The 18,207-nt window shown below is 66.7% G+C and carries 16 protein-coding genes and 2 pseudogenes; 9 read left to right on the top strand and 9 right to left on the bottom strand.

The genetic code is table 11. The features are described 5' to 3' along the window. Window positions 1–268: 268 nt before the first annotated feature. Window positions 269–834, top strand: a pseudogene (locus ACWGKT_RS26690) (ATP-binding protein); the annotation flags it as partial. A 211-nt stretch (window positions 835–1,045) separates the two neighbouring features. Here ACWGKT_RS26690 and ACWGKT_RS26685 read toward each other — a convergent pair. Continuing rightward, entirely contained in the window at window positions 1,046–1,765 is a 720-nt protein-coding gene (locus tag ACWGKT_RS26685) for an alpha/beta fold hydrolase (RefSeq protein ID WP_453275703.1), read from the bottom strand. A 780-nt stretch (window positions 1,766–2,545) separates the two neighbouring features. Between ACWGKT_RS26685 and ACWGKT_RS26680 the strand changes: the two genes are divergently transcribed. The 3 genes from ACWGKT_RS26680 to ACWGKT_RS26670 all read left to right on the top strand — a co-directional run bounded on the left by ACWGKT_RS26680 (window position 2,546) and on the right by ACWGKT_RS26670 (window position 5,124). Then, complete coding sequence (locus ACWGKT_RS26680) at window positions 2,546–2,788, top strand: hypothetical protein (protein ID WP_453275702.1); 243 nt, start codon at window positions 2,546–2,548, stop codon at window positions 2,786–2,788. 917 nt (window positions 2,789–3,705) lie between these two features. Then, window positions 3,706–4,317 carry a sigma-70 family RNA polymerase sigma factor gene (locus ACWGKT_RS26675; RefSeq protein ID WP_453275701.1) on the top strand — a complete coding sequence of 204 codons (612 nt, stop codon included), beginning with the start codon at window positions 3,706–3,708 and terminating at the stop codon, window positions 4,315–4,317. Window positions 4,318–4,443: 126 nt separating this feature from the next. Continuing rightward, window positions 4,444–5,124, top strand: a complete 681-nt coding sequence (locus ACWGKT_RS26670; RefSeq protein WP_453275700.1) for a helix-turn-helix transcriptional regulator — start codon at window positions 4,444–4,446, stop codon at window positions 5,122–5,124. A gap of 112 nt (window positions 5,125–5,236) precedes the next feature. On the opposite strand, the gene ACWGKT_RS26665 is transcribed toward ACWGKT_RS26670, so the two are convergent. Then, window positions 5,237–5,392, bottom strand: coding sequence for a hypothetical protein (locus ACWGKT_RS26665; protein WP_453275699.1), 156 nt, complete (start codon window positions 5,390–5,392; stop codon window positions 5,237–5,239). An 89-nt stretch (window positions 5,393–5,481) separates the two neighbouring features. Here ACWGKT_RS26665 and ACWGKT_RS26660 point away from each other — a divergent pair, with 89 nt between their 5' ends. The 4 genes and pseudogenes from ACWGKT_RS26660 to ACWGKT_RS26645 all read left to right on the top strand — a co-directional run. Further along, entirely contained in the window at window positions 5,482–5,625 is a 144-nt protein-coding gene (locus ACWGKT_RS26660) for a hypothetical protein (RefSeq protein ID WP_453275698.1), read from the top strand. 411 nt (window positions 5,626–6,036) lie between these two features. Further along, on the top strand, window positions 6,037–6,675 hold the full coding sequence (locus tag ACWGKT_RS26655) for an RNA polymerase sigma factor (protein ID WP_453275697.1): 639 nt from the start codon (window positions 6,037–6,039) through the stop codon (window positions 6,673–6,675). After that, on the top strand, window positions 6,672–7,733 hold the full coding sequence (locus tag ACWGKT_RS26650; protein WP_453275696.1) for a CU044_5270 family protein: 1,062 nt from the start codon (window positions 6,672–6,674) through the stop codon (window positions 7,731–7,733). Before ACWGKT_RS26655 ends, ACWGKT_RS26650 begins: the two co-directional genes overlap by 4 nt. 445 nt (window positions 7,734–8,178) lie before the next feature. Then, window positions 8,179–8,742: pseudogene (locus ACWGKT_RS26645) on the top strand (transposase); the annotation flags it as partial. 38 nt (window positions 8,743–8,780) lie between these two features. Here the strand turns inward: ACWGKT_RS26645 and ACWGKT_RS26640 are convergent. The 7 genes from ACWGKT_RS26640 to ACWGKT_RS26610 all read right to left on the bottom strand — a co-directional run bounded on the left by ACWGKT_RS26640 (window position 8,781) and on the right by ACWGKT_RS26610 (window position 16,090). Continuing rightward, window positions 8,781–9,113 (bottom strand): putative quinol monooxygenase, encoded by a 333-nt coding sequence (locus ACWGKT_RS26640; RefSeq protein WP_453275695.1) that lies wholly within the window; start codon window positions 9,111–9,113, stop codon window positions 8,781–8,783. Window positions 9,114–9,477: 364 nt separating this feature from the next. Beyond that, on the bottom strand, window positions 9,478–10,557 hold the full coding sequence (locus ACWGKT_RS26635; RefSeq protein WP_453275694.1) for an ABC transporter ATP-binding protein: 1,080 nt from the start codon (window positions 10,555–10,557) through the stop codon (window positions 9,478–9,480). Window position 10,558: 1 nt separating this feature from the next. Beyond that, a complete protein-coding gene (locus tag ACWGKT_RS26630) occupies window positions 10,559–11,647 on the bottom strand; it encodes an ABC transporter ATP-binding protein (protein ID WP_453275693.1) in 1,089 nt (362 codons plus the stop codon). After that, window positions 11,644–12,453, bottom strand: coding sequence for a carbohydrate ABC transporter permease (locus ACWGKT_RS26625; protein WP_453275692.1), 810 nt, complete (start codon window positions 12,451–12,453; stop codon window positions 11,644–11,646). Before ACWGKT_RS26625 ends, ACWGKT_RS26630 begins: the two co-directional genes overlap by 4 nt. Before the next feature lie 32 nt (window positions 12,454–12,485). Continuing rightward, a complete protein-coding gene (locus ACWGKT_RS26620) occupies window positions 12,486–13,364 on the bottom strand; it encodes a carbohydrate ABC transporter permease (RefSeq protein WP_453275691.1) in 879 nt (292 codons plus the stop codon). A gap of 80 nt (window positions 13,365–13,444) precedes the next feature. Continuing rightward, complete coding sequence (locus tag ACWGKT_RS26615; RefSeq protein ID WP_453275690.1) at window positions 13,445–15,046, bottom strand: extracellular solute-binding protein; 1,602 nt, start codon at window positions 15,044–15,046, stop codon at window positions 13,445–13,447. A gap of 18 nt (window positions 15,047–15,064) precedes the next feature. Next, window positions 15,065–16,090, bottom strand: coding sequence for an NAD(P)-dependent alcohol dehydrogenase (locus ACWGKT_RS26610; protein ID WP_453275689.1), 1,026 nt, complete (start codon window positions 16,088–16,090; stop codon window positions 15,065–15,067). A gap of 182 nt (window positions 16,091–16,272) precedes the next feature. On the opposite strand from ACWGKT_RS26610, the gene ACWGKT_RS26605 reads away from it, so the two are divergent. Then, window positions 16,273–18,057, top strand: coding sequence for a sigma-54-dependent Fis family transcriptional regulator (locus ACWGKT_RS26605; RefSeq protein ID WP_453275688.1), 1,785 nt, complete (start codon window positions 16,273–16,275; stop codon window positions 18,055–18,057). Window positions 18,058–18,207: the final 150 nt, after the last annotated feature.

Here is an 18,207-nt window from a genome sequence, read left to right as displayed (position 1 = left end):
GCGCGGGCCGACGGCACTCACACCGGGAACACCCGGGGCCGAAGGGAGCATCCTCGGCCTACTCACCCTGGACGCCCCCGCGCCCAGTACGAGGGGGGTACGAAGGACCCAGAACTGGTCGCCCCCGAAGGATGGTTGCTGGACCAGCGCTTCCTGGGCCAGCCGGGTCGCAAGGCGGCCCAGCTCTCCCTCGTGTACGACTATCGCTCCAACATCGCCACCTACCCGGCATGGCAGGCGTGGCTGCGTGAGCACCGTCCGCCGACATTCCCTCCTCGCCCTCTTCAGCGACGGTTTGATCGAATCCGGTGACCGGGACATCGACCGCGGCCTGACGGCACTGGGCCACGCCAAACGGCCCGCGGAATCGCTGGAAGCTGCCTGTGGCGGCGTCATCCGCGCCCTCCTCGACCAGGACGCCACTGATGACGTCGCGCTGTTGCTCGCCGCACCCACGCCTTCTCGCCGGACCAGGTCGCCACGTGGGACGTACCCCCGGAATTCGCCATGGTCGAGCACGCCCGGAGGTGGGCCGGACAACAACTTGAGGACTGGGATCTGGTGGATGCGGAGTTCGTCACCGAGTTTGTGGTGAGCGAGCTGGTGACAAACGCGATCCGGTATGGTGCCCCGCCGATCCAGCTGCGTCTCATCCGCGACCGTGCGCTGACCTGCGAAATCTCCGACGGCTCCAGCACCGCACCCCACCTGCGCCACGCTCGGGTTTTCGACGAGCGCGGGCGTGGACTGCTGCTCGTCGCTCAACTCACGCAGGATTGGGGCACCCGCCACAGTGCCAGCGGGAAAACGATCTGGTGCGAACAGCCGCTGCCGACTCCCTGGCCGCGGCCCTCTTCCCAGGTCCTGGAGACGACTCGAAAAAATGGTGTGACGTCCCTGCAGGGCGCCGGGATACGCCGTAGCAGTCGCCGCGAGCCATCTCGCGGGCGTCGGGAAATCAGCAATTCTCCGATCGCTGCCAGGATCCGCGCTTCCACCGCGGCTTGCCGGTCGACGGCGGTGACGGGCCGACGGCTGGTTGATGTCATGCCCCCAAGGCCGGTCGGCTCCCATCGGCTATGTACGCGAGAAGGGCGGCAAGTTTTGCGGGCATCGAGAAGAACGGTGAGTGGCTGCTCTCCAGCCGGAGAACGGCATTTGCCCGGGCGGCGAGCTTCTCCTGTTCCGCGAGCGGCAGAGCCTTGTCACGCTCGCAGATGATGTAGGTGGAGGGAACGGTTCGCCACCCCGCCTTCGCCACCGGCTCGGTGAACGACCTCACACTTTGCGGCACGAGATTACGGACCGATCGCGCGACCTTCTCCTCGGACACATCAGCGTAGAACATTGCGGCTTCCATGGGCGGGACGACGCCTGTCGCAAGATCGGGTTCTGGAGCGCCATGGAACCCGTAGAGGCTTTCGCCGACATCCAGTTGATAGGCCGCCAGGTAGACGGCATGCGAGACGTTGGAGGCGTCGGTGATGGCCTGCGTGACTGGGATACCGCCGTAGGAATGACCGACAACCACCACGGGACCCTCGATGTCTTCGAGGGCTTCACGGACAACCTGCGTATCCGTATGAATGCCGGCGAGCGGTTCAGTGGTCGGGACGTCTGATCTCACAGAGCTGGGCAGCCCGACCGTTCGAGTCGCCCAACCGTCGACGGCGAGGACAGACTCCAGCTCTTCCCAGCACCAAGGACCGTGCCATGCGCCATGGACCAGGAGCAGCGTGGGACGGGGTGCTTCAGTGGTGGTCAAGCGAACCTCCTGTGTGTTCCGGAAAACCGGGGACTTCAAAGGGGACTTCAGAGGGCGGTGGATCGGCAGAAACCGCGAGTCCGCTCGTATGAAGCAGCGCAGGCACACACCGACCGGCGCCGTCAACGCCGACGTCATCTGTGACAAGCGGCACGCTGTGCACTGGCTCTCAAGCTGCCGCCTGCACAGTGCGTCAGCCCCGAAAGGCTGAGACATCCCGCAGGAACGTCGCGTTCCCCCGATTCCCTCGGCCCCCGAAATCCCCTGGATTGAGTAATTGAGGATACGCATCCGGCAGCCCGACGGGGGGTGGGGGCGCAGGTTGCCGGATGCGGCATCTGCCGACAGTTGCTCGGTGATCGAAGCAGCCTCAGCAGCACCGGAGACTAGATCGGATGGGACACGATGTCGAACGCCTGCCGATATCTGACGGACAGGCATTGAGACGGTACTGAAGCCGGTGTTTCCCCAGGTCAACGCGCAGGATCAGACGACGATAGGAATCAGGGCCGAGGTGGCGTTGCCCAGTCGGCCAGGATTCCTTGTCCGATGGGGCAAATCGGGGTCCGGGCGGCCTGGCGCGCCCGGCCAACTTCCTGTTCTCAATTGCCGCAGGACAATGGAAAGAGCAGGAGAGAGCACGTTGAGTACTCTGGCAGCCAGGCGCTCACCGCGTGCCGAGGGTCCCCGCATGCCGGAAGGCCAAGTCGAACTGGCCGAGCCTCCCGTGCTGGGTGAACCGGCCGTCGCCGACTTCGGTCCGTGATGATGTAACTCCCGATGGGGCTCGGCACCGGTGCCATAGTGCTGATGTTCTCGGTCGGTCGGGGCGGAACCACCATGTACATGGTGTCCGGGATGATGGCCATCGCCATGGTCAGCATGGCCCTGGTCCAGATCGGCCGTCCCGGCGCGGAGCGGCGCCGTCGGATGCGCGCCGAACGCCGTGAATACCTGCGCTACCTTGACCAGAAGCGCAGGCAGGCAGGCAGGCCGCAGAAGAACAGCACACCGCTCTGCTGAGGGCCAACCCGGACCCGGCCGGCCTGCGGGCCGTCACGTCGAGTACGCGGCTGTGGGAGCGCAGGCCGGGGCACGAGGACTTCGCCCGGATCAGGATCGGCCTCGGCATCCGGCGCGCCGCCCTGGAATTCCTGCCCCCGCAGGACCAAACAGGTGGAGGGCCTGGAACCGCTGTGCGTGAGCTGCCCAGCCTGATGATCGTGAAGCGGACAGTGGCACGAGGTTACCGGTCGGCGGTCCGGGCAGGGAGCCGGCGCCTCGGGGTCGGGGTCGGGGTCGAGCTGGTACCGCCAAGGCATGCGCAAGCGGGTCGGGTGCGTGTCGCGGCGGTGCCGAACGGCACCCTGAGCCGATTGCATGCCGCTTGGGGAGGCGCCGAAGAAGGTGCTGCCGGGCTCCTGCTCGGATCGTGTGTGCGGAGACAGCGGTGTAACTCATACCGGCTGCCGAAAGAGCACGCTCAGGCTGTTGGCAATGCGGCCTGGGGCACGGGCAACGGCGTTCCCCACAACGGCCCATCCCGTCGGTCACCGGCCTGCGAAACCCCGCACTCCGGCGAGTGGACATCACAGGGTTCCGGAGTGCGATGCGAAGGCGACCGCGTGGGGGCGGTTGCGCTGTCCGAGGCGGTTCATTGTGCCGCTGTGCCCTGGCCAGAACCTCTCCACGACCGTCTCGGTAAACAGGATCAGAGGCGCCGGCGCCGGTCTCGCAGCCGTTGCAAGAACCGGAAGCCCGGGGGATCTGGCTGACTGAGTATCAGAAAGCGATCGTGCGTCCATCAGCGGCCGGAAGCATGCGAGGCGTTCCCAGTTCGCCCCGTGGCGGTCTCGGGGACGTTTCCCGGCTGCCATCCCTACGCGAACTGCCGCGGTACGAGCAGTCGGCCTGCCCTGAAAGGCTCGATCAAATTCACCATGTACATCACCTCGTCCTCGCTCACTGTGAAGGAAGACGAGAACCGGCCCGCGGTCGACTCGTTCGCCAGCAGCCGTGCGCAGCCCGTCATGGACCCAGGTCAGGCCTTTATGAGCGTGATCAGCGCGACGGAGGAAGCCGATCTGCTGAGCTTCGCCACGAAGCTCACTCTGGGTGACGTCCACAGCGCCGAGGACCTCGTCCAGGAAGCGCTGCTGAGGGCCTGGCGGCACGCGGACCGGCTGACCTCCACCCAAGGACTTGCGCGGCCCTGGCTCTTCACCGTCGTGCGGCGGCTGGCCATCGACGGTTTCCGGGCCCGTCGCGCGCGTCCGGCCGAGCTGCGTTCGTCGGACGTGGACCTGGTCGCCGAGGTGGCGTCCGAAGTCGGCGAAAGCATGCTCACAGCGCATGTGCTGAGGAAGGCGATGGCGGAGCTGGCTCCACCCCATTGCGAGGTACTGGTTCACCGGTACTACCTCGATCGCAGTATCGAGGACACCGCGGCCGCGTTAGGAATCCCGATCGGCACGGTGAAGTCGCGTACCAGCAACGCGTTGAAAGCATTGCGCCAAGCTCTGGCGTCCCAGGGAATCCTCGCGCCTCGGTGAAGATCCCTGGTTCCCTCCTCCGTTCGCGGTGACGGGATTCAGCTCTCGAAAGCTCGGCGGTGACCAGACGGTCCTGGGATGGGGCTGGGGGGCGGGGCCTAGTGGCCCTCCGACCACAGAGGCCCGATGCCTGAAGTGCCGCTGCGCCAGGGCGATGCGTCCCAGGAAGGACGATTGAGAATGATCTCGATCGCAATCCTCGCCAGCGACCCGGTCACCGGGGAGGGAGCCACCTCCTGCCTGAGCAGGCAGCGGGGACTGACAGTGCTGCCCCGGGAGGAACACGAGCGGGCAGACGTGGTCTTGATGCTCACGGTGGACGTCGTCGAGGAGACGATGCTGCTCATGGAGGCGGTAGCAGCCCGATCGGTCAATCTTCGCATGGGAATCGTGCTGGTCACCGGAAGCATGACGGAAGGCCAGGTGGTGCGGGCAGTGCAGTTCGGCCTGCGCAGCGTGATATGGCGTCAGGACGCCGGGTTCGACCAAATCGCCAAGGCCATACGAGGTGTCGCCGACGGATGCGGCGTGCTGCCCACTTCGGTCCAGGGTTGGCTGATCAACCACATCGGAGCTGTCCACCGCGACGTACTGGCGCCGATGGGGCTGGCACCGTCCGGCCTGGAGGCCCGCGAGGTGGAAGTACTACGGCTCCTCGCGGACGGCTTCGACACGACGGAGATCGCCCAGAAACTGAATTATTCCGAGCGCACCATCAAAAACATCATCAGCGGCATCATGAACCGCCTCGGACTGCGCAACCGCACCCACGCGGTCGCCTTCGCGTTGCGCTCCGGAACCCTCTGAGGGCGCGGTGGCGTGGGCATCTGGGCACCCTGACGCAGGAAGATCATTGGGCGGCGCTTGCCTGCGAGCGGCGCCCGTCGGGGTCAGGAACGGTGAGCATGATAATTCGCTCCTAGGACCCCTTGGCCGTCCGGTCGGTGATCAAGGGAGTCTGGCCGTTGTTCGACGTGACGTACAGGTTGTTGCAGGCCACCAGACTCACGGTCCCGTCCCCGTTCTTGATCAGATGAAATGTTTCCCGCCCGGCCGCCGTCGCCCGGTTCGCCATGAGCGGTGACGCGCCGGCGTCCTCAGCGGGTCCACGCCTAAATGTGGCGCCTGGGACGGTGCGTGAACCGCTAACGCATCGCCCGCGTCATGCGCGAGCACGGCATCCAGGGCGCCCATCGCCGCGGGCGGCGGTCGCTGACGCGGCCGGACAAGAAGGCCCGGCCGGGACCGGACCTGATCGGCCGTGGGCACTCGCCCGGCGCGGCCAAGCCGCGCACGTCCAGTCCCTAGCGTTTGAGACCTTGTTGCCGCGGTCGACCGGTGAGCGTCCGGCGGCTTCTTCGGTCAGCCATGATGGCAGGGTAGGCACAGGTCTTCCGGTGATCACAGAGCGTCGCAACTCCATGATCACCAGGGCTTGTGCCTGTTTCTACTGCCGAGGTACCCCAACGCGCCTACCTGCGCGCCCAGAAGATCTCCACAGTTCGAAGGGATTGACAGACTGGACCTCCACTCAACCTGGCAACTCCACCTGCCCTGGTGCTCAACTGCCGTGCCGCCCAGTACTTGCTGCCGCCCGAGATGTCGCTCAGCCCACGGAAACGGCGAACGCAATGCGCGAGCAGGTCGCGGAGCCCCATGTCTCCTGACCGTGTGACGCACGCCACGGGAACCTGCCCCGCCGATTGGACAAAGCTTGACGTGGACTACTCATTGCACACCCGGATACGGGCAGGCGATCCCGAGGCGTTCCGCGAGCTCTTCCGTGACCACGCCCGACTGGTCCACCGGCACGCGGTGCGCGTGACCGGAGACTGGACCGTCGCCGAGGACATCGTCTCGCTGACCTTCTTGGAGGCGTGGCGGCTGCGCGCCAAGCTGCGGGACGAGGGCGACAGTCCGCGGCCCTGGCTGATGGGCATCGCCGTGAACGTACTGCGCAACACCACCCGCGCTGCGCGCCGCCATCGGCGGGCCCTGGAGCGCCTGCCGGCCAAGGAAACGGTCCCGGACTTCGCCGACGAACTCGTCGGCCGCATAGCCGATGCCGACCAGCTGGCTGCCGCCCAGCGGGTGCTGGAGAAGCTGAACCGGAGCGAGCGCGAGGTCTTCACACTCTGTGTGTGGTCCGGGCTCAGCTACGAGGAGGCGGCGGCCGTGCTCGGCGTCCCGGTCGGCACCGTGCGCTCGCGCCTGTCCCGCGCCCGCAGACGGCTGAGCAAGCTGGCCGACGAAGAACTGAGGAAACGCAGGGAACCGCTACCGCGCAACGGACAAGTACAGGGCGGCCGCACTTCTGCGGCCCGGTCACACGAGTCGTACGAGGAGAGGTCCGAATGATCCGCAAGAAGTCTCGGCGTGAGGAGTCGCTGGACCACGCGGAGCTGGCCCGGTTGCTGCCGGCGCCGGGAGACCCGCACCTGTCGCTCGACCGTCACCTGCTTCTCGAGGAACACCTGATGAACGAGATTCAGCCCCCTGAGCCCGCCCCTGCGCCGTCCCGGCGCGCGGCACGCCGTGTCCTGCTGATTGGTGTCCCGGTCACCGCCGCCGCCCTGGCCGGCGCATTCGCCTTCATCACGCTGACCGGTTCCGGGGGCAGCGGCACGACCGCGGCCACCCCGCCCCCGGTCGAAGCGCCAGTCGTCCGCATCGAGCCCGGCAGCACCGCCCAGCTCGCCTCCACCGTCGAGCGCATCGCCGCCGCCGCCTCGGCCCGCAAGACGCCCGAACCCGGCCCGGGCCAGTACATCTACGTCAAGAGCGAGGTCTCCTACCTCTGCGTCTCGCACACCGACACGGATGAGTCCAAGCCCTTGGTCCAGCCCCTGCATATCCGTGAGGCATGGAATTCCCCCGACGGCAAACAGGGCTGGCTGGACGAGCCCGGCTACCAGCCCGAGGGCGGGGTCACCCTCGACAGCGACGTCGAGAGCAGCTTGAACGCCCCCTCCTACGACTACCTCAAGACGCTGCCCACCGACCCGGACGCCCTGCTGAAGAAGATCTACGAGGAGACCAGGGGCCAGGGGAACTCCCCGGACCAGGAGGCATTCACCACTGTCGGCGGCCTGCTCAGGGAGCAGCTCGCACCGTCGAAGCTGAACGCAGCGCTGTACCGGGCTGCGGCCAAGATCCCCGGGGTTGTGGTGGTGGACCATGCCGAGGACGCCGCGGGACGCGAGGGCATCGCCCTGGCCCACGTCGACCAGCAGAGCGGCGATCGCACCGAGTGGATCTTCGACCGCAAGACCTACACCTATCTCGGCAGCCGCGCTGTCCAGGTCAAGCAGGCCGACGACATCAAGCCTGGCACGGTCCTCGAGTACACCGCCGTGCTGGAACGGGCCGTCGTCGACGCCCAGAAGCAGCGCCCCGGCGCGCAAGGTACCGCGTGAGAACGCGATCACCCCGCTAGGCAGTTCGTATGTTGCCACGCGATCAGGACCGGCGCGTCGAGCAGCACTCCCGTCGTCGCGGGTGTCGGTCTCGCGGTCGTGGGTGGTCGGCACTGGCGCAGTGTTCATCGCACGCAGGCGCCGCACGGCCGACCAGAGCTGACGGCAGGCAGCACAACGCTACGAGCGAAGCAGGCCGCTCGCCGAGTCGTGGGCGGCCTGCTCATACTCCCAACCGCTCAGTGAACAGCCACTACTGGCGCCCCGGGCAAGTACGGCCGGGGACTGGCGCGGTGGCTGATGCTCCGTTTCCAGTCCCCGCCACTTCACACCGTGCATGCGGTTCTCCCACGCACGGCTTCCCGACATCGTTCACCGGCTGGCATGGGCCGTCGTCCTGTGCACGTTTCCGGTAGGACGGTAGATACCGAGCCGAGTGATCCGCCTGGACCGGATTGCCATCGACGGGTCGATCACCAAGGCACCCGGAGGCGGAGAAGCGGCCGGACACTCACCGGTCGACCGCGGCAGACAAGGTCTCAAACGCTCGGGAATGACGGACGGTTACGGAATCCCGCTCGGCTGCGTACTGGCCGGAGTGAACTGCCACGACGCGCCCCTGCTTGTCATCACCCTGGACCTGCTGGACGACCTCGGCCCACTGCCCGACGACATCACCGTGCACCTGGACGCCGGCTACGACTCGGGCAAGACCCGTACCACCCTCGACCAACGCGGACTGCAAAGTCGGATCGCGCACAAGGGCGAAAAGGCCCCGATCCAGGCCACCCAGCGTTGGCAGGTAGAGCGCACGCACGCCTGGCAGAACCCCTTCCACCGGCTCGCGCGCCGCTACGAACACCGGACCACTGTTATCAACGCCTTCTTTCACTACGCTGACGCCAACATCACCGTGCGTAGCCTCACCCGCCGCTCCTGGACCACCCACCGCCGGCACGACCGCCCCACCCGGCGACCACAACCCCACGCCCATCTGTGCGAGCTATAAGGGAATCCCGGCCCCTTGGGACCGGGAGGAATTCGAGACTACTCCTGACCGGGTACCGCCATCTCGCCCAGCAGCGACCAGTCGTGCTGCGGAACGGTCAGGTTCACGATGCGCGGCGTCTCGACCAGATGGGGCGGCAATGTCTGCTGCGCAGCCTTGAAGTGCGCGGACTGCACATGCGCGACCCCGGCCGCTTCGCCGCGGAAAGCCTCGAGCAGAACGTACTCCGTCGGGTCCACCACATTGCGCGACCAGTCGAACCACAGGCAGCCGGGCTCGGCGCGTGTGGCCCGGGTGAAGTCAGCGGTGATCTCGGGCCACCGGTCGGCGTGCTCGGGACGGACCCGGAATTTGGCGGTGATGAAGATCATGGGATTCCTCCACTGACGTGTGTTTGTGGGTTCCGCCGTGCCTGGCGTGGCGGAAGGGAAACGTGACGTGTGCCTTGGCCGGGGACGCTCCTGTACCCGCACCAGCAGGTGTTGCTTACGCGACGGGCAGGCAACAAGCCGATGCGCGTGCGGGCGCGGCGTTGCTCGCTTTCTGACCGCGCCACCAGGACCGGTCGTGACAAGATCGTACGGCCTCGGCTTGCCCTCGCCGACCCGCGGACCGACGAGAGAAGGCGTGCCGAGCACCCCGTCGCATTGCCTTGACCACGCCCCGTGGCGGGCCGCTGATCGGTCGGCCCGCCACGGGAGGTGACCCGAGGGTGCTGGCATACCCGAATGATGATCAGGACTGGAACACCAACTGACCGTCCGCGTACGGAAGAACCTTGGCTCGCGGCAGATGGATCAGGATCTCTTCGCCCGCCGGAACTGCCGCCTCCCGCGGTGTCTTGGCTCTCACGAGCTGCCCGGCCACTTCCACCTCGATCACGCGTTGAGCGCCGTGGTCCCTGACATCCCGCAGTCTGCCGGGGAAGGTGTTGGGACCGGGTTCCGTGACGACTTTGACGTACTCGGGCCGGACGCCCACCTGGACTTCGGTCATGCTGTGCGGGACGTCCCAGGCAGCGCACAGCGTCCGGCCAGCCAGCGCGAAGGGACCGTTGCCCCGGTCCACGGTCAGGAAGTTCATCGCCGGAGAGCCGATGAAGTAGCCGACGAAGGTGGACGAGGGCGCCTCGAAGAGCTGCTCGGGGGTGCCCTGTTGCACGGCACGGCCGTCCTTCATGACCAGCACTTCCTGCGCGAAGCTCATCGCCTCGTACTGGTCGTGTGTCACGTAGATGACTGTGGGCCTGAACTGGTCGGTGATCTCACGGATCTTGCGCCGCAGCATGTGCTTCAGCTGCGGGTCGATGACGGTGAGCGGTTCGTCCATCAGTATGGCGGCTACGTCGTCACGGACCAGGCCGCGGCCGAGTGAGATCAGCTGCTTGTCGTCGGCTGTGAGCCCCCGGGCGGGCTGCCCCAGCCGGTCGTGCAGGTCCAGGGCCTCGGCGACCTGCTGGACCTTGGCGTCGATCCTCGCCCTGTCCCAGCGTCGGCACTGCAGCGGGAAGGCGAGGTTCTCGTAGACCGTCATCGACTTGTAGATGACCGGGAACTGGAAGACCTGGGCGATGTTCCGGGCCTTCGTGGGCAGGGCGGTGACGTCCACGCCGTCGAACAGCACCCGTCCCTGGGATGGTCTGAGCAGGCCGGAAAGGATGTTCAGCAGCGTCGTCTTGCCGCAGCCCGAGGGGCCGACCAGCGCATAGGTCTTGCCGGACTCGAAGCTCAGCCTCAGCGGTTTGAGAGCCCACCGCTCCTCCTCGACACCCGGCGCGTACGCGTGCCCAACATCGACGATGTCCAACTGCGCCATGTCAACGCCCTTCCACTGAGGCGAGTTCGTATGAAGGTGTCCGCACGAGCGTTCCTCTCTCGTCGAAGGCGAACAGCCGGTCGGGACGGAGCCGCAGTTTGACCAGGTCGCCGAGGGCCACGTCGTGGATGCCCTGGATCTGTACGACGAAGGGACTCTCGCCGACGACCACGTGGACGAAGGTCTCGGAACCGGAGATCTCCACGAACGTGACCTCGCCCTCGACCCCGCTGGTGGCCAGGCCGACGTCCGTGGCGCGAAGTCCGAACTGGTAGGCGCCGTCGGGAAGATCGGCCAGATGGGCGGAGACGTGTGTGGCCTGGAAGCCGGCCACCGCGACCTGACCGCTCTCGACCCGGCCCGCGAAGATGTTCATGGGCGGGTCGTTGATGATGGACGCCACCGTGGTGCTCGCCGGGTGGTCGTAGACCTCCTGCGGGGTACCGGTCTGGAGGATCCGCCCCTCGTGCATGACCAGCACCACATCCCCGAGCATCATCGCCTCGGCGGGTTCGGTGGTCGTGTAGACAACGATCGTGTCGCCCTGGTCTGAGAAAAGGGTCTTGAGTTCGTCGCGCAGCTGTTCGCGCAACTTGTAGTCCAGGTTCGCCAGCGGCTCGTCCAGCAGGAGGATGCCGGTACCACGTGCCAGGGCGCGGGCCATCGCGACACGCTGCTGCTGGCCGCCGGAGAGCTGGGACGGCTTGCGCTTCTCGAAGCCCGCAAGCCCCACACTGGCCAGACCCTTCCGGACCCGGCGCTGGATCTCGTCCCGTGACAGCCCGGCCCGCTTCAGCGGGAAGGCCACATTGTCGAACACATTGAGATGCGGGTAGTTGATGAACTGCTGGTAGACCATGGCGGTGTCGCGCCGCCACACGGGCGTCTTCAGGAAGTCCGCTCCCGCCCGGGTCAGGGAGCCGGAATCCACGTTCTGCAAGCCGGCGAGCACCCGCAGCAGCGTCGTCTTTCCGGCCATCGTCCGGCCGATGACGGTGTGGAGCCGTCCCGGCTGGAAGGTCGCGGTCACGTTCTTGAGGTGGTCGACGCCGTCGACGGTCAGGCACAGATCAATGGCACTCAGGTTCATCGGACCGCTCCCGAGAGGTTCCCCTTGGACAGATAGCGCTCCACCCAGATGGCGAGCACGACCAGCGGTGTCACGCCGAAGAGCGCGGCGGCGGACAGCGTCCACCACGGCGGAATGGAGGAGTTGAGGGCGACGACCGCCTGAGGCAGGGTCTGGACCTCGGTGAAGGTCAGCCGGAAGGCGAAGAAGAAGTCGTTCCAGCCGAACACGGCGCAGAACATCGCCGCCACGGTCAGGCCGGGCAGGGAGTTCGGCAGGATCGCCCGTACGAAGGTCTGGAACGGGCCGCAGCCGTCCAGCATCGCCATCTCGTCGATCTCCCGCGGGATGCCGTTGAAGAAGTCCACCATCACCCAGACCGCGATCGGCAGCAGCAGGGCGACCGTCACGATGACCAGGCCGGGAATGGTGTCAAGGAGGCCGCCCCACTGCAGGAGGTAGAAGAAGGGGATCACCAGGACGACGGGCGGCATGATCCGTTGGGAGACGAAGAAGAAGACGATGTCGCTGTTTTTGATGAAGCCCAGCCTGAACCGGTAGCGGGACAGTGCGTAGGCGGCCAGAGACCCCAGGGCCAGGCTGATGGCGGACGCGGCGATGGTGACGATCGCGCTGTTGACGAAGGGACGGATCACATCGACACCGCCGGCTCCGCCGAAGATGTTGCGCCACCCGGTGAGAGTGGGCTTGTACTGCACCCAGGGAATGTAGGTGGGACCGCCCTGGACCGCGTTGGCGCTCTTGAAACTGGTCGTCATCGCCCAGAAGAACGGTCCCGCGACGAAGCAGGCCCACAGTGCGATCACCGTGTATTTGAATATGGGATAAAGGCGCGACCTCATGAGTCCCCCTTGAGCTTGAGGGCCCTGGTGAGCAGGGCGGCGACGACCGTGAGCGTGACGCTCATCAGGACCAGGTAGATCAGGGACATCGCACCGCTGTACCCGGTCTGCTGGTCCCTGAGCCCCTCGATGTAGAGGTAGTAGCCCGGGGTCTCCGTGGAGGAGCCCGGACCGCCGGAGGTCAGTACGTAAACGCTGTCGGAGAGCTTGGACGCCTCGATCAGCCGGATGACGACCGCCGCGACCGACACCGGCGCCATCAGCGGGAAGGTCACCTTCCAGAAAGTGCGCCAGGTGCCGGCGCCGTCGATCGCGGCGGCCATGAACGGCTCCTTGGGAAGGCTCAGCAGACCGGCCAGCAGCAGCAGGAACATGAAGGGGGTCCACTGCCAGACCTCGACGGTCATCAGCGCCACCAGCGCCGGCCCCGACTCGGTGAGCCAGGGAATCCTGGTCAGGCCCAGCATGCCCAGCAGATCGTTCGCCGGCCCCAGCGACTCATGGAAGATCGTCTGCCAGATGGCGGCCATCACCACGGGCGTGGTCATCATGGGGACGAGGAACAGCACGCGCCAGAATCTGCGGCCGCGTACCTCGCGCCAGACGAGCAGGGCCATGCCGAACCCGATGACGTACTGGATCAGGACCGTGCCGCCCGCCAGCAGGACCAGACGGGTGATGGAGGCCCAGAAGCGGCTGTCGTGCAGTACTGCGGTGAAGTTGACCCCTCCTATGAAGTCCATATGAGGGTTGCTGACGTTCCAGCCCGAGAAGCTGACACGGATGGTGAACAGAAGCGGGAAGATGATGATCAGAAAGAGCGTGAGCAGTCCCGGCAGCAGGAACATGCTCTTGTGCCGGCGCAGGCCGTCCATGGTTCTCCTAGCGGAAGGGGCGGACGCCCCCGGGTGGCCGGCCGGTCCGGTCCCGCCACCCGGGGCGTCCTGCGGTCGGATCAGGAGTTGTCCTCGAGCGCGACCACATGGCGATAGGCGCTCTGGACCTTGTCCTTGCCGATCTGGCCGGTGATCTTGGACCATTCCCGGGCCACGCCGTCCAGCGCCTGCTGCGGTGACTCCTGGCCGGCCACGGCCGACGCGATGCCGTTGGCCAGGGCGGACATGTACTGGTTGACACCGGGAACGCGCAGGTCGAAGACGCGGTTGCGGCTCTTCTCCATGCCGGAGAGCGTCAGTACGTACGACTCGGCGACGTCCTTTGTCCAGCCCTGCTTCTCCCAGAACGCCGGGTCGAAGTGGGAGTAGCGGTACGGGTTGACCCCGAATCGGCCGATGGTCAGGTCGAGCGCGGTGTTGGCCTCGTTGCTGAAGAAGCACAGGTAGTCGAAGGCCATCTGCTGGTGGCGTGAGGCCTTGGCCACCGCCGAGGTCCATCCCCAGGTGAAGTAGGGCGCCTGGTTCGCCTTCTTGTCCCACGACTTCGTGGTGCGGTTGTAGACCTCCGAGGAACCCGGCAGCGGTGCCGCCTGGACCTTGTTACGGATCTTGCTGTCCGGCTGCTGGGCCTGGATGAAGGCGTCGTCCCACGAGTACGACATCAGCGTCTGCCCGCCTCCGAAGGAGAAGATCTCGTCTCCCAGACCGAAGTTGGCGCCGCCGGGTGCCCAGGTGGACTTGGCCTTCACCATGTCCTCCAGGGCACGGACGAAGCCGGGCGTGTTGATCAGCGGCTTCATCGTCTTGACGTCGAAGAAGACACCGCCCTTGACGGCCGGGTTCTTCACGTAAGGCGCCGCCCGGCTGATGAACGCGGAGAACGTCAGGTCGTCGCGCTTGGTCACCTCGGCGCTGCCGTAGTTGCGCTTGCCGTCGCCGTCGAAGTCCTTGCCGCTGAAGAACCCGGCTACCTTCTGGTACTCGTCCCAGGTCTTGGGGACTTCCAGCTCCTTGCCCGTGGCCTGCTTGTACGCCGCCTTCCACTGCGGGTCCTTCAGCACATCGGTGCGGACCTTGAGGTAATGCCGGTCGCCGTCCACCGGGTACTGCACGACCTTCCCGTTCCACGTCGCCACGTCCATATATGCCTTGGTGACGTCCTTCATGCCGGGGGTATCGAGGTACTCCTGCGGCACCGGTTGCAGGTACGGGGCCATGTCGCCGATCCACAGAGACGGGTAGAACATGACGTCGTACGCCGGCTGGCCCGCCTGAAGAGGCGTCAGGATCTTCTGGTGCAGCTCGCCGAAGGGGACGTTGACCACCTCGACCTTCCCGCCGGTGATGTCCTCGAACTGCTTGGCGTGCAGTTGGGTCGGCTCGCCGATGACAGGAACTGCGTGACTGATGATCTTCAGTGTCTGGCCGGAGTAGTCCTTGCGGCTGATCTCGTCGTAGCTGCAGGGTCCGGGAACGTCCTTGACCTTCGTGGCCGGGTAGTCCTTGCCGTACTTCTGGTAGCTGATCCCCGAGCCGGGCTTGAAGAGCCCGGCCTTTTCCTTGGGCTTCTCCTGTGCCAGGTTCTGGGCGGTGCACGCGGTGGCGGTCAGGGCCGCGACGGCGGCGACGGCGACCAGGGCTGTGTACGGTCTGCTGTGCATGGGGCTTCTCCTGCGATGTCAGGGGATCAAGATCGCTCGGCCGCGTACGGCTCCGGCGTCCAGGTCGTCGAGGGCCTGCTGGAAGGAGGCGAGGGGGTAGCGCTGGGTGTGCAGCGTGACCTTGCCCTGGGCTGCGAGGACCATCAGCTCGGAGAGGTCGTTGTAGGACCCCACGAGGTTGCCGATGAAGTTGATCTCCGTGGAGATGACGTCGATCGTCGGAACGTTCAGGTGGCCGCCGTAGCCGATGACGTAGTAGTTGCCGTTGCGGCGCAGGCAGGCCACGCCCGTCTCGACGGCGCCCCCTTCACCGACGAAGTCCAGGACGGCCTCCGCCCCGTGCCCTGCGGTGAAGTCGCGTACGCAGTCGGCTTCGCTTCCGTCCGCGACGAGGGTGTGGTCGGCGCCCAGTTCCTTGGCCAGCGCGAGGGCCTCCGGGCTGCGGTCGATGACGATCATCTCCACCGGTGACAGGGCCCGCAGTACCTGAATTCCGATATGCCCGAGTCCGCCGGCGCCGAGGACCACGGCCTTGTCGCCGGGCCGCAGCACCCGGGCCGCCTTGGCGACGGCGTGGTACGCCGTGAGCCCGGCGTCGGCCAGCGCCGCCACCGAGGCCGGCTCTAGGGACGGCGCGAGGGGCACGACCGAGCGGGCGCTGGTCTTCAAGTACTCCGCGTAGCCCCCGTTGGTGTCGATGCCGGGGAAGGCCGAGTTCATGCAGTGCACGTCGTCGCCGGCCCGGCAGGCGCGGCACAGACCGCAGGTCACCAGCGGATGCAGGATGACCGGGTCACCGACCTCCACGTGGGTGACGGACTGGCCGACCTCCGCAACCCAGCCGGCGTTCTCGTGACCGATCGTGTAGGGGAGGGTGACCCCGCTCTTGTCCTTCCACTGTCCTTCGAGGATGTGCAGATCGGTCCGGCACACTCCGGCGCCCCCGATCTTCACGATCACATCCAGCGGACCGGTGATCTGCGGGTCCGGCACGTCCACGAGCACGGGCGGCTCGTCGTACTCAATGACCTGCACGGCTTTCATGGCGGCTCCCTGCGAGTCGGCGGATGAATGGTGCGCCGATTACACAGGCCGCGTCTCGCAGGTCGATGTCTCAGAAGCAGTCCGCGGATGTCTCAATGTGATACACGCCGTAGGCGCCACGCCTTCGAGCTGGTCCAATCACTGCACCGAGGGAATGTGACGCGCGCAGTACGGGAGTGTTAATGCCCCGCTACCAACCCGGAAGCTCACTGAAAGCAGCCAGAGAGCTCTACCTGGAAGTCACCAAGGATCCAAGCGCCCGGCCGCTCGTCGTGGCCTCGTGGCAGCGCTCGATGGAACACAGGGTGAAGTCGGGCAGCCTTGACGCTCCGTACCTGGACACCCCCAATCTGGACAGCCCCCTCGCCAGGGCGGCGCTGCCGATCCTGGAGCGGCTGCACGAGCAGCTCGCCGACGACCCGGTCTCCACGATGATCACAGACCGCGACGGGGTGGTGCTCTCCCGCAAGGTCTCCCACGAGGGGCTGACGACGAACCTCAACCGCGTGCATCTGGCGCCGGGCCATGTGTTCGCCGAGCGCTACGTGGGCACCAACGGGATCGGCACCGCGCTGGCCAGCGGCCGCCCGGTCATGATCGCCGGAATGGAGCACTACGTCGAGGCGCTGCGGGACTTCCACTGCGCGGCGGTACCGATCCTGCATCCCACCCGGCGCACCCTTCTGGGAGCCTTCAACCTCACCACCATCCGTCAGGGCTCCGACGGCATGCTGATGGCCTTCGCTCGCTCGGTCGCGGCCCAGATCGAGGGCGAAATCGCGGCGATCACCTCGCGACGCGAACGGGCCCTGTTCCAGGACTACATGGCGGCCTGCTCCTCGGTGCGCCCCGGAGCCGTGCTGGCCCTCAACCGTGATGTCGTCATGATGAACGAGCAGCTCAGCTCTTCCGTGACCGGACCGGATCACTACGCGCTGCTCGACCACGCCCGCGAGTTCGCCGACAACCCCCGGATGGAGGGGACGCGCAGCATCGCCCTGCCCTCCGGACGGGTCGCCGAATTCAGGGTCAGTCGCTGTCGGCGCGAGGACAGCGATGCGGGCGCCGTCTTCAGAGTCCGCCTGATCGGACGGCCCCAGTCCGGACCTGCGGTTTCCGCCGCGCCCGCCCGGCCCGACCTGCGACTGGTGGGCTCGTCCCCGCACTGGCTCCGCGCGGTCGCCGACAGCCAAGCGGCGTTCGTCGCCGGGACGTCGCTGCATCTGCTGGGCGAGGCGGGTGTGGGCAAGAGGACGCTGGTCGAGGCCCTGCACCGGGCTCACGGCGCCGGACGCCGGCTGGAGATGACGGAACCGCCACTGTCCGATTCACCGGCCGTCACCGAGCGCTGGCTTCACGACATCGGGGAGCTGCTTACCGTGCCGTCCCACGTACTTGTCCTCCGGGATGTCCACTTGTTGGGGGATCAGCTGCGGCAGCGGCTGACGAGCCTGCTGGCGCACCTGCACGGCACCGCTACCGGGCAACTCGTCATGACCAGCCAACCATCCATGGTCAGCACTGACGACCAGCTCGACCAGTTCTGCGGCGCCTTGGTGGAGGTGCCGCCCCTGCGCCATCGCCATGGGGATCTTGACTCCCTGGCGTGGTTCTTCCTGCGCAAGTACCGGCCGACCGGTGAGAGCAGGTTCTCCCCGGATGCACTGGCCATGCTGCAGCGGTGCCCCTGGCCGGAGAACGTCCGGCAGCTCGAGTCGGTAATCCGCGGACTGGCGCGGCGGCCTTCCGGTCGGATGATCCATGCGGAGGACCTTCCGCCGGAATGCCGGGTGTCCTCGCACAGGGTCCTGACCACCATCGAGGCGCTGGAACGCGACGCCATCCTGCTTGGGTTGGTGAACCGCAACTCCAACGTCCAGCGCACCGCGCAGGACCTCGGGATCTCCCGCGCCACGATGTACCGCAAGATGCGCCGTTACGGGATCGTCCCGTCGAGCCTGGCCTGACGGACTGCCGCCGGAGTCGGGCAGCCGTGGCGCGTGGCGCAGCTCGGTGCCGCCGTGCGCCGACGCGGCCGCAGGGCGGTGACCGCGGCCGACACGGAGAGTGAGGGGCTGGCTGCGATCAACTTCGTGACCACGGCAGGCTGTACGTGG

It is taken from the genome of Streptomyces sp. NPDC054794, from assembly GCF_053611585.1.
The sequence above is the reverse complement of the archived record's forward strand: the minus strand, read 5'-3'. Positions and strand labels throughout refer to the sequence as shown.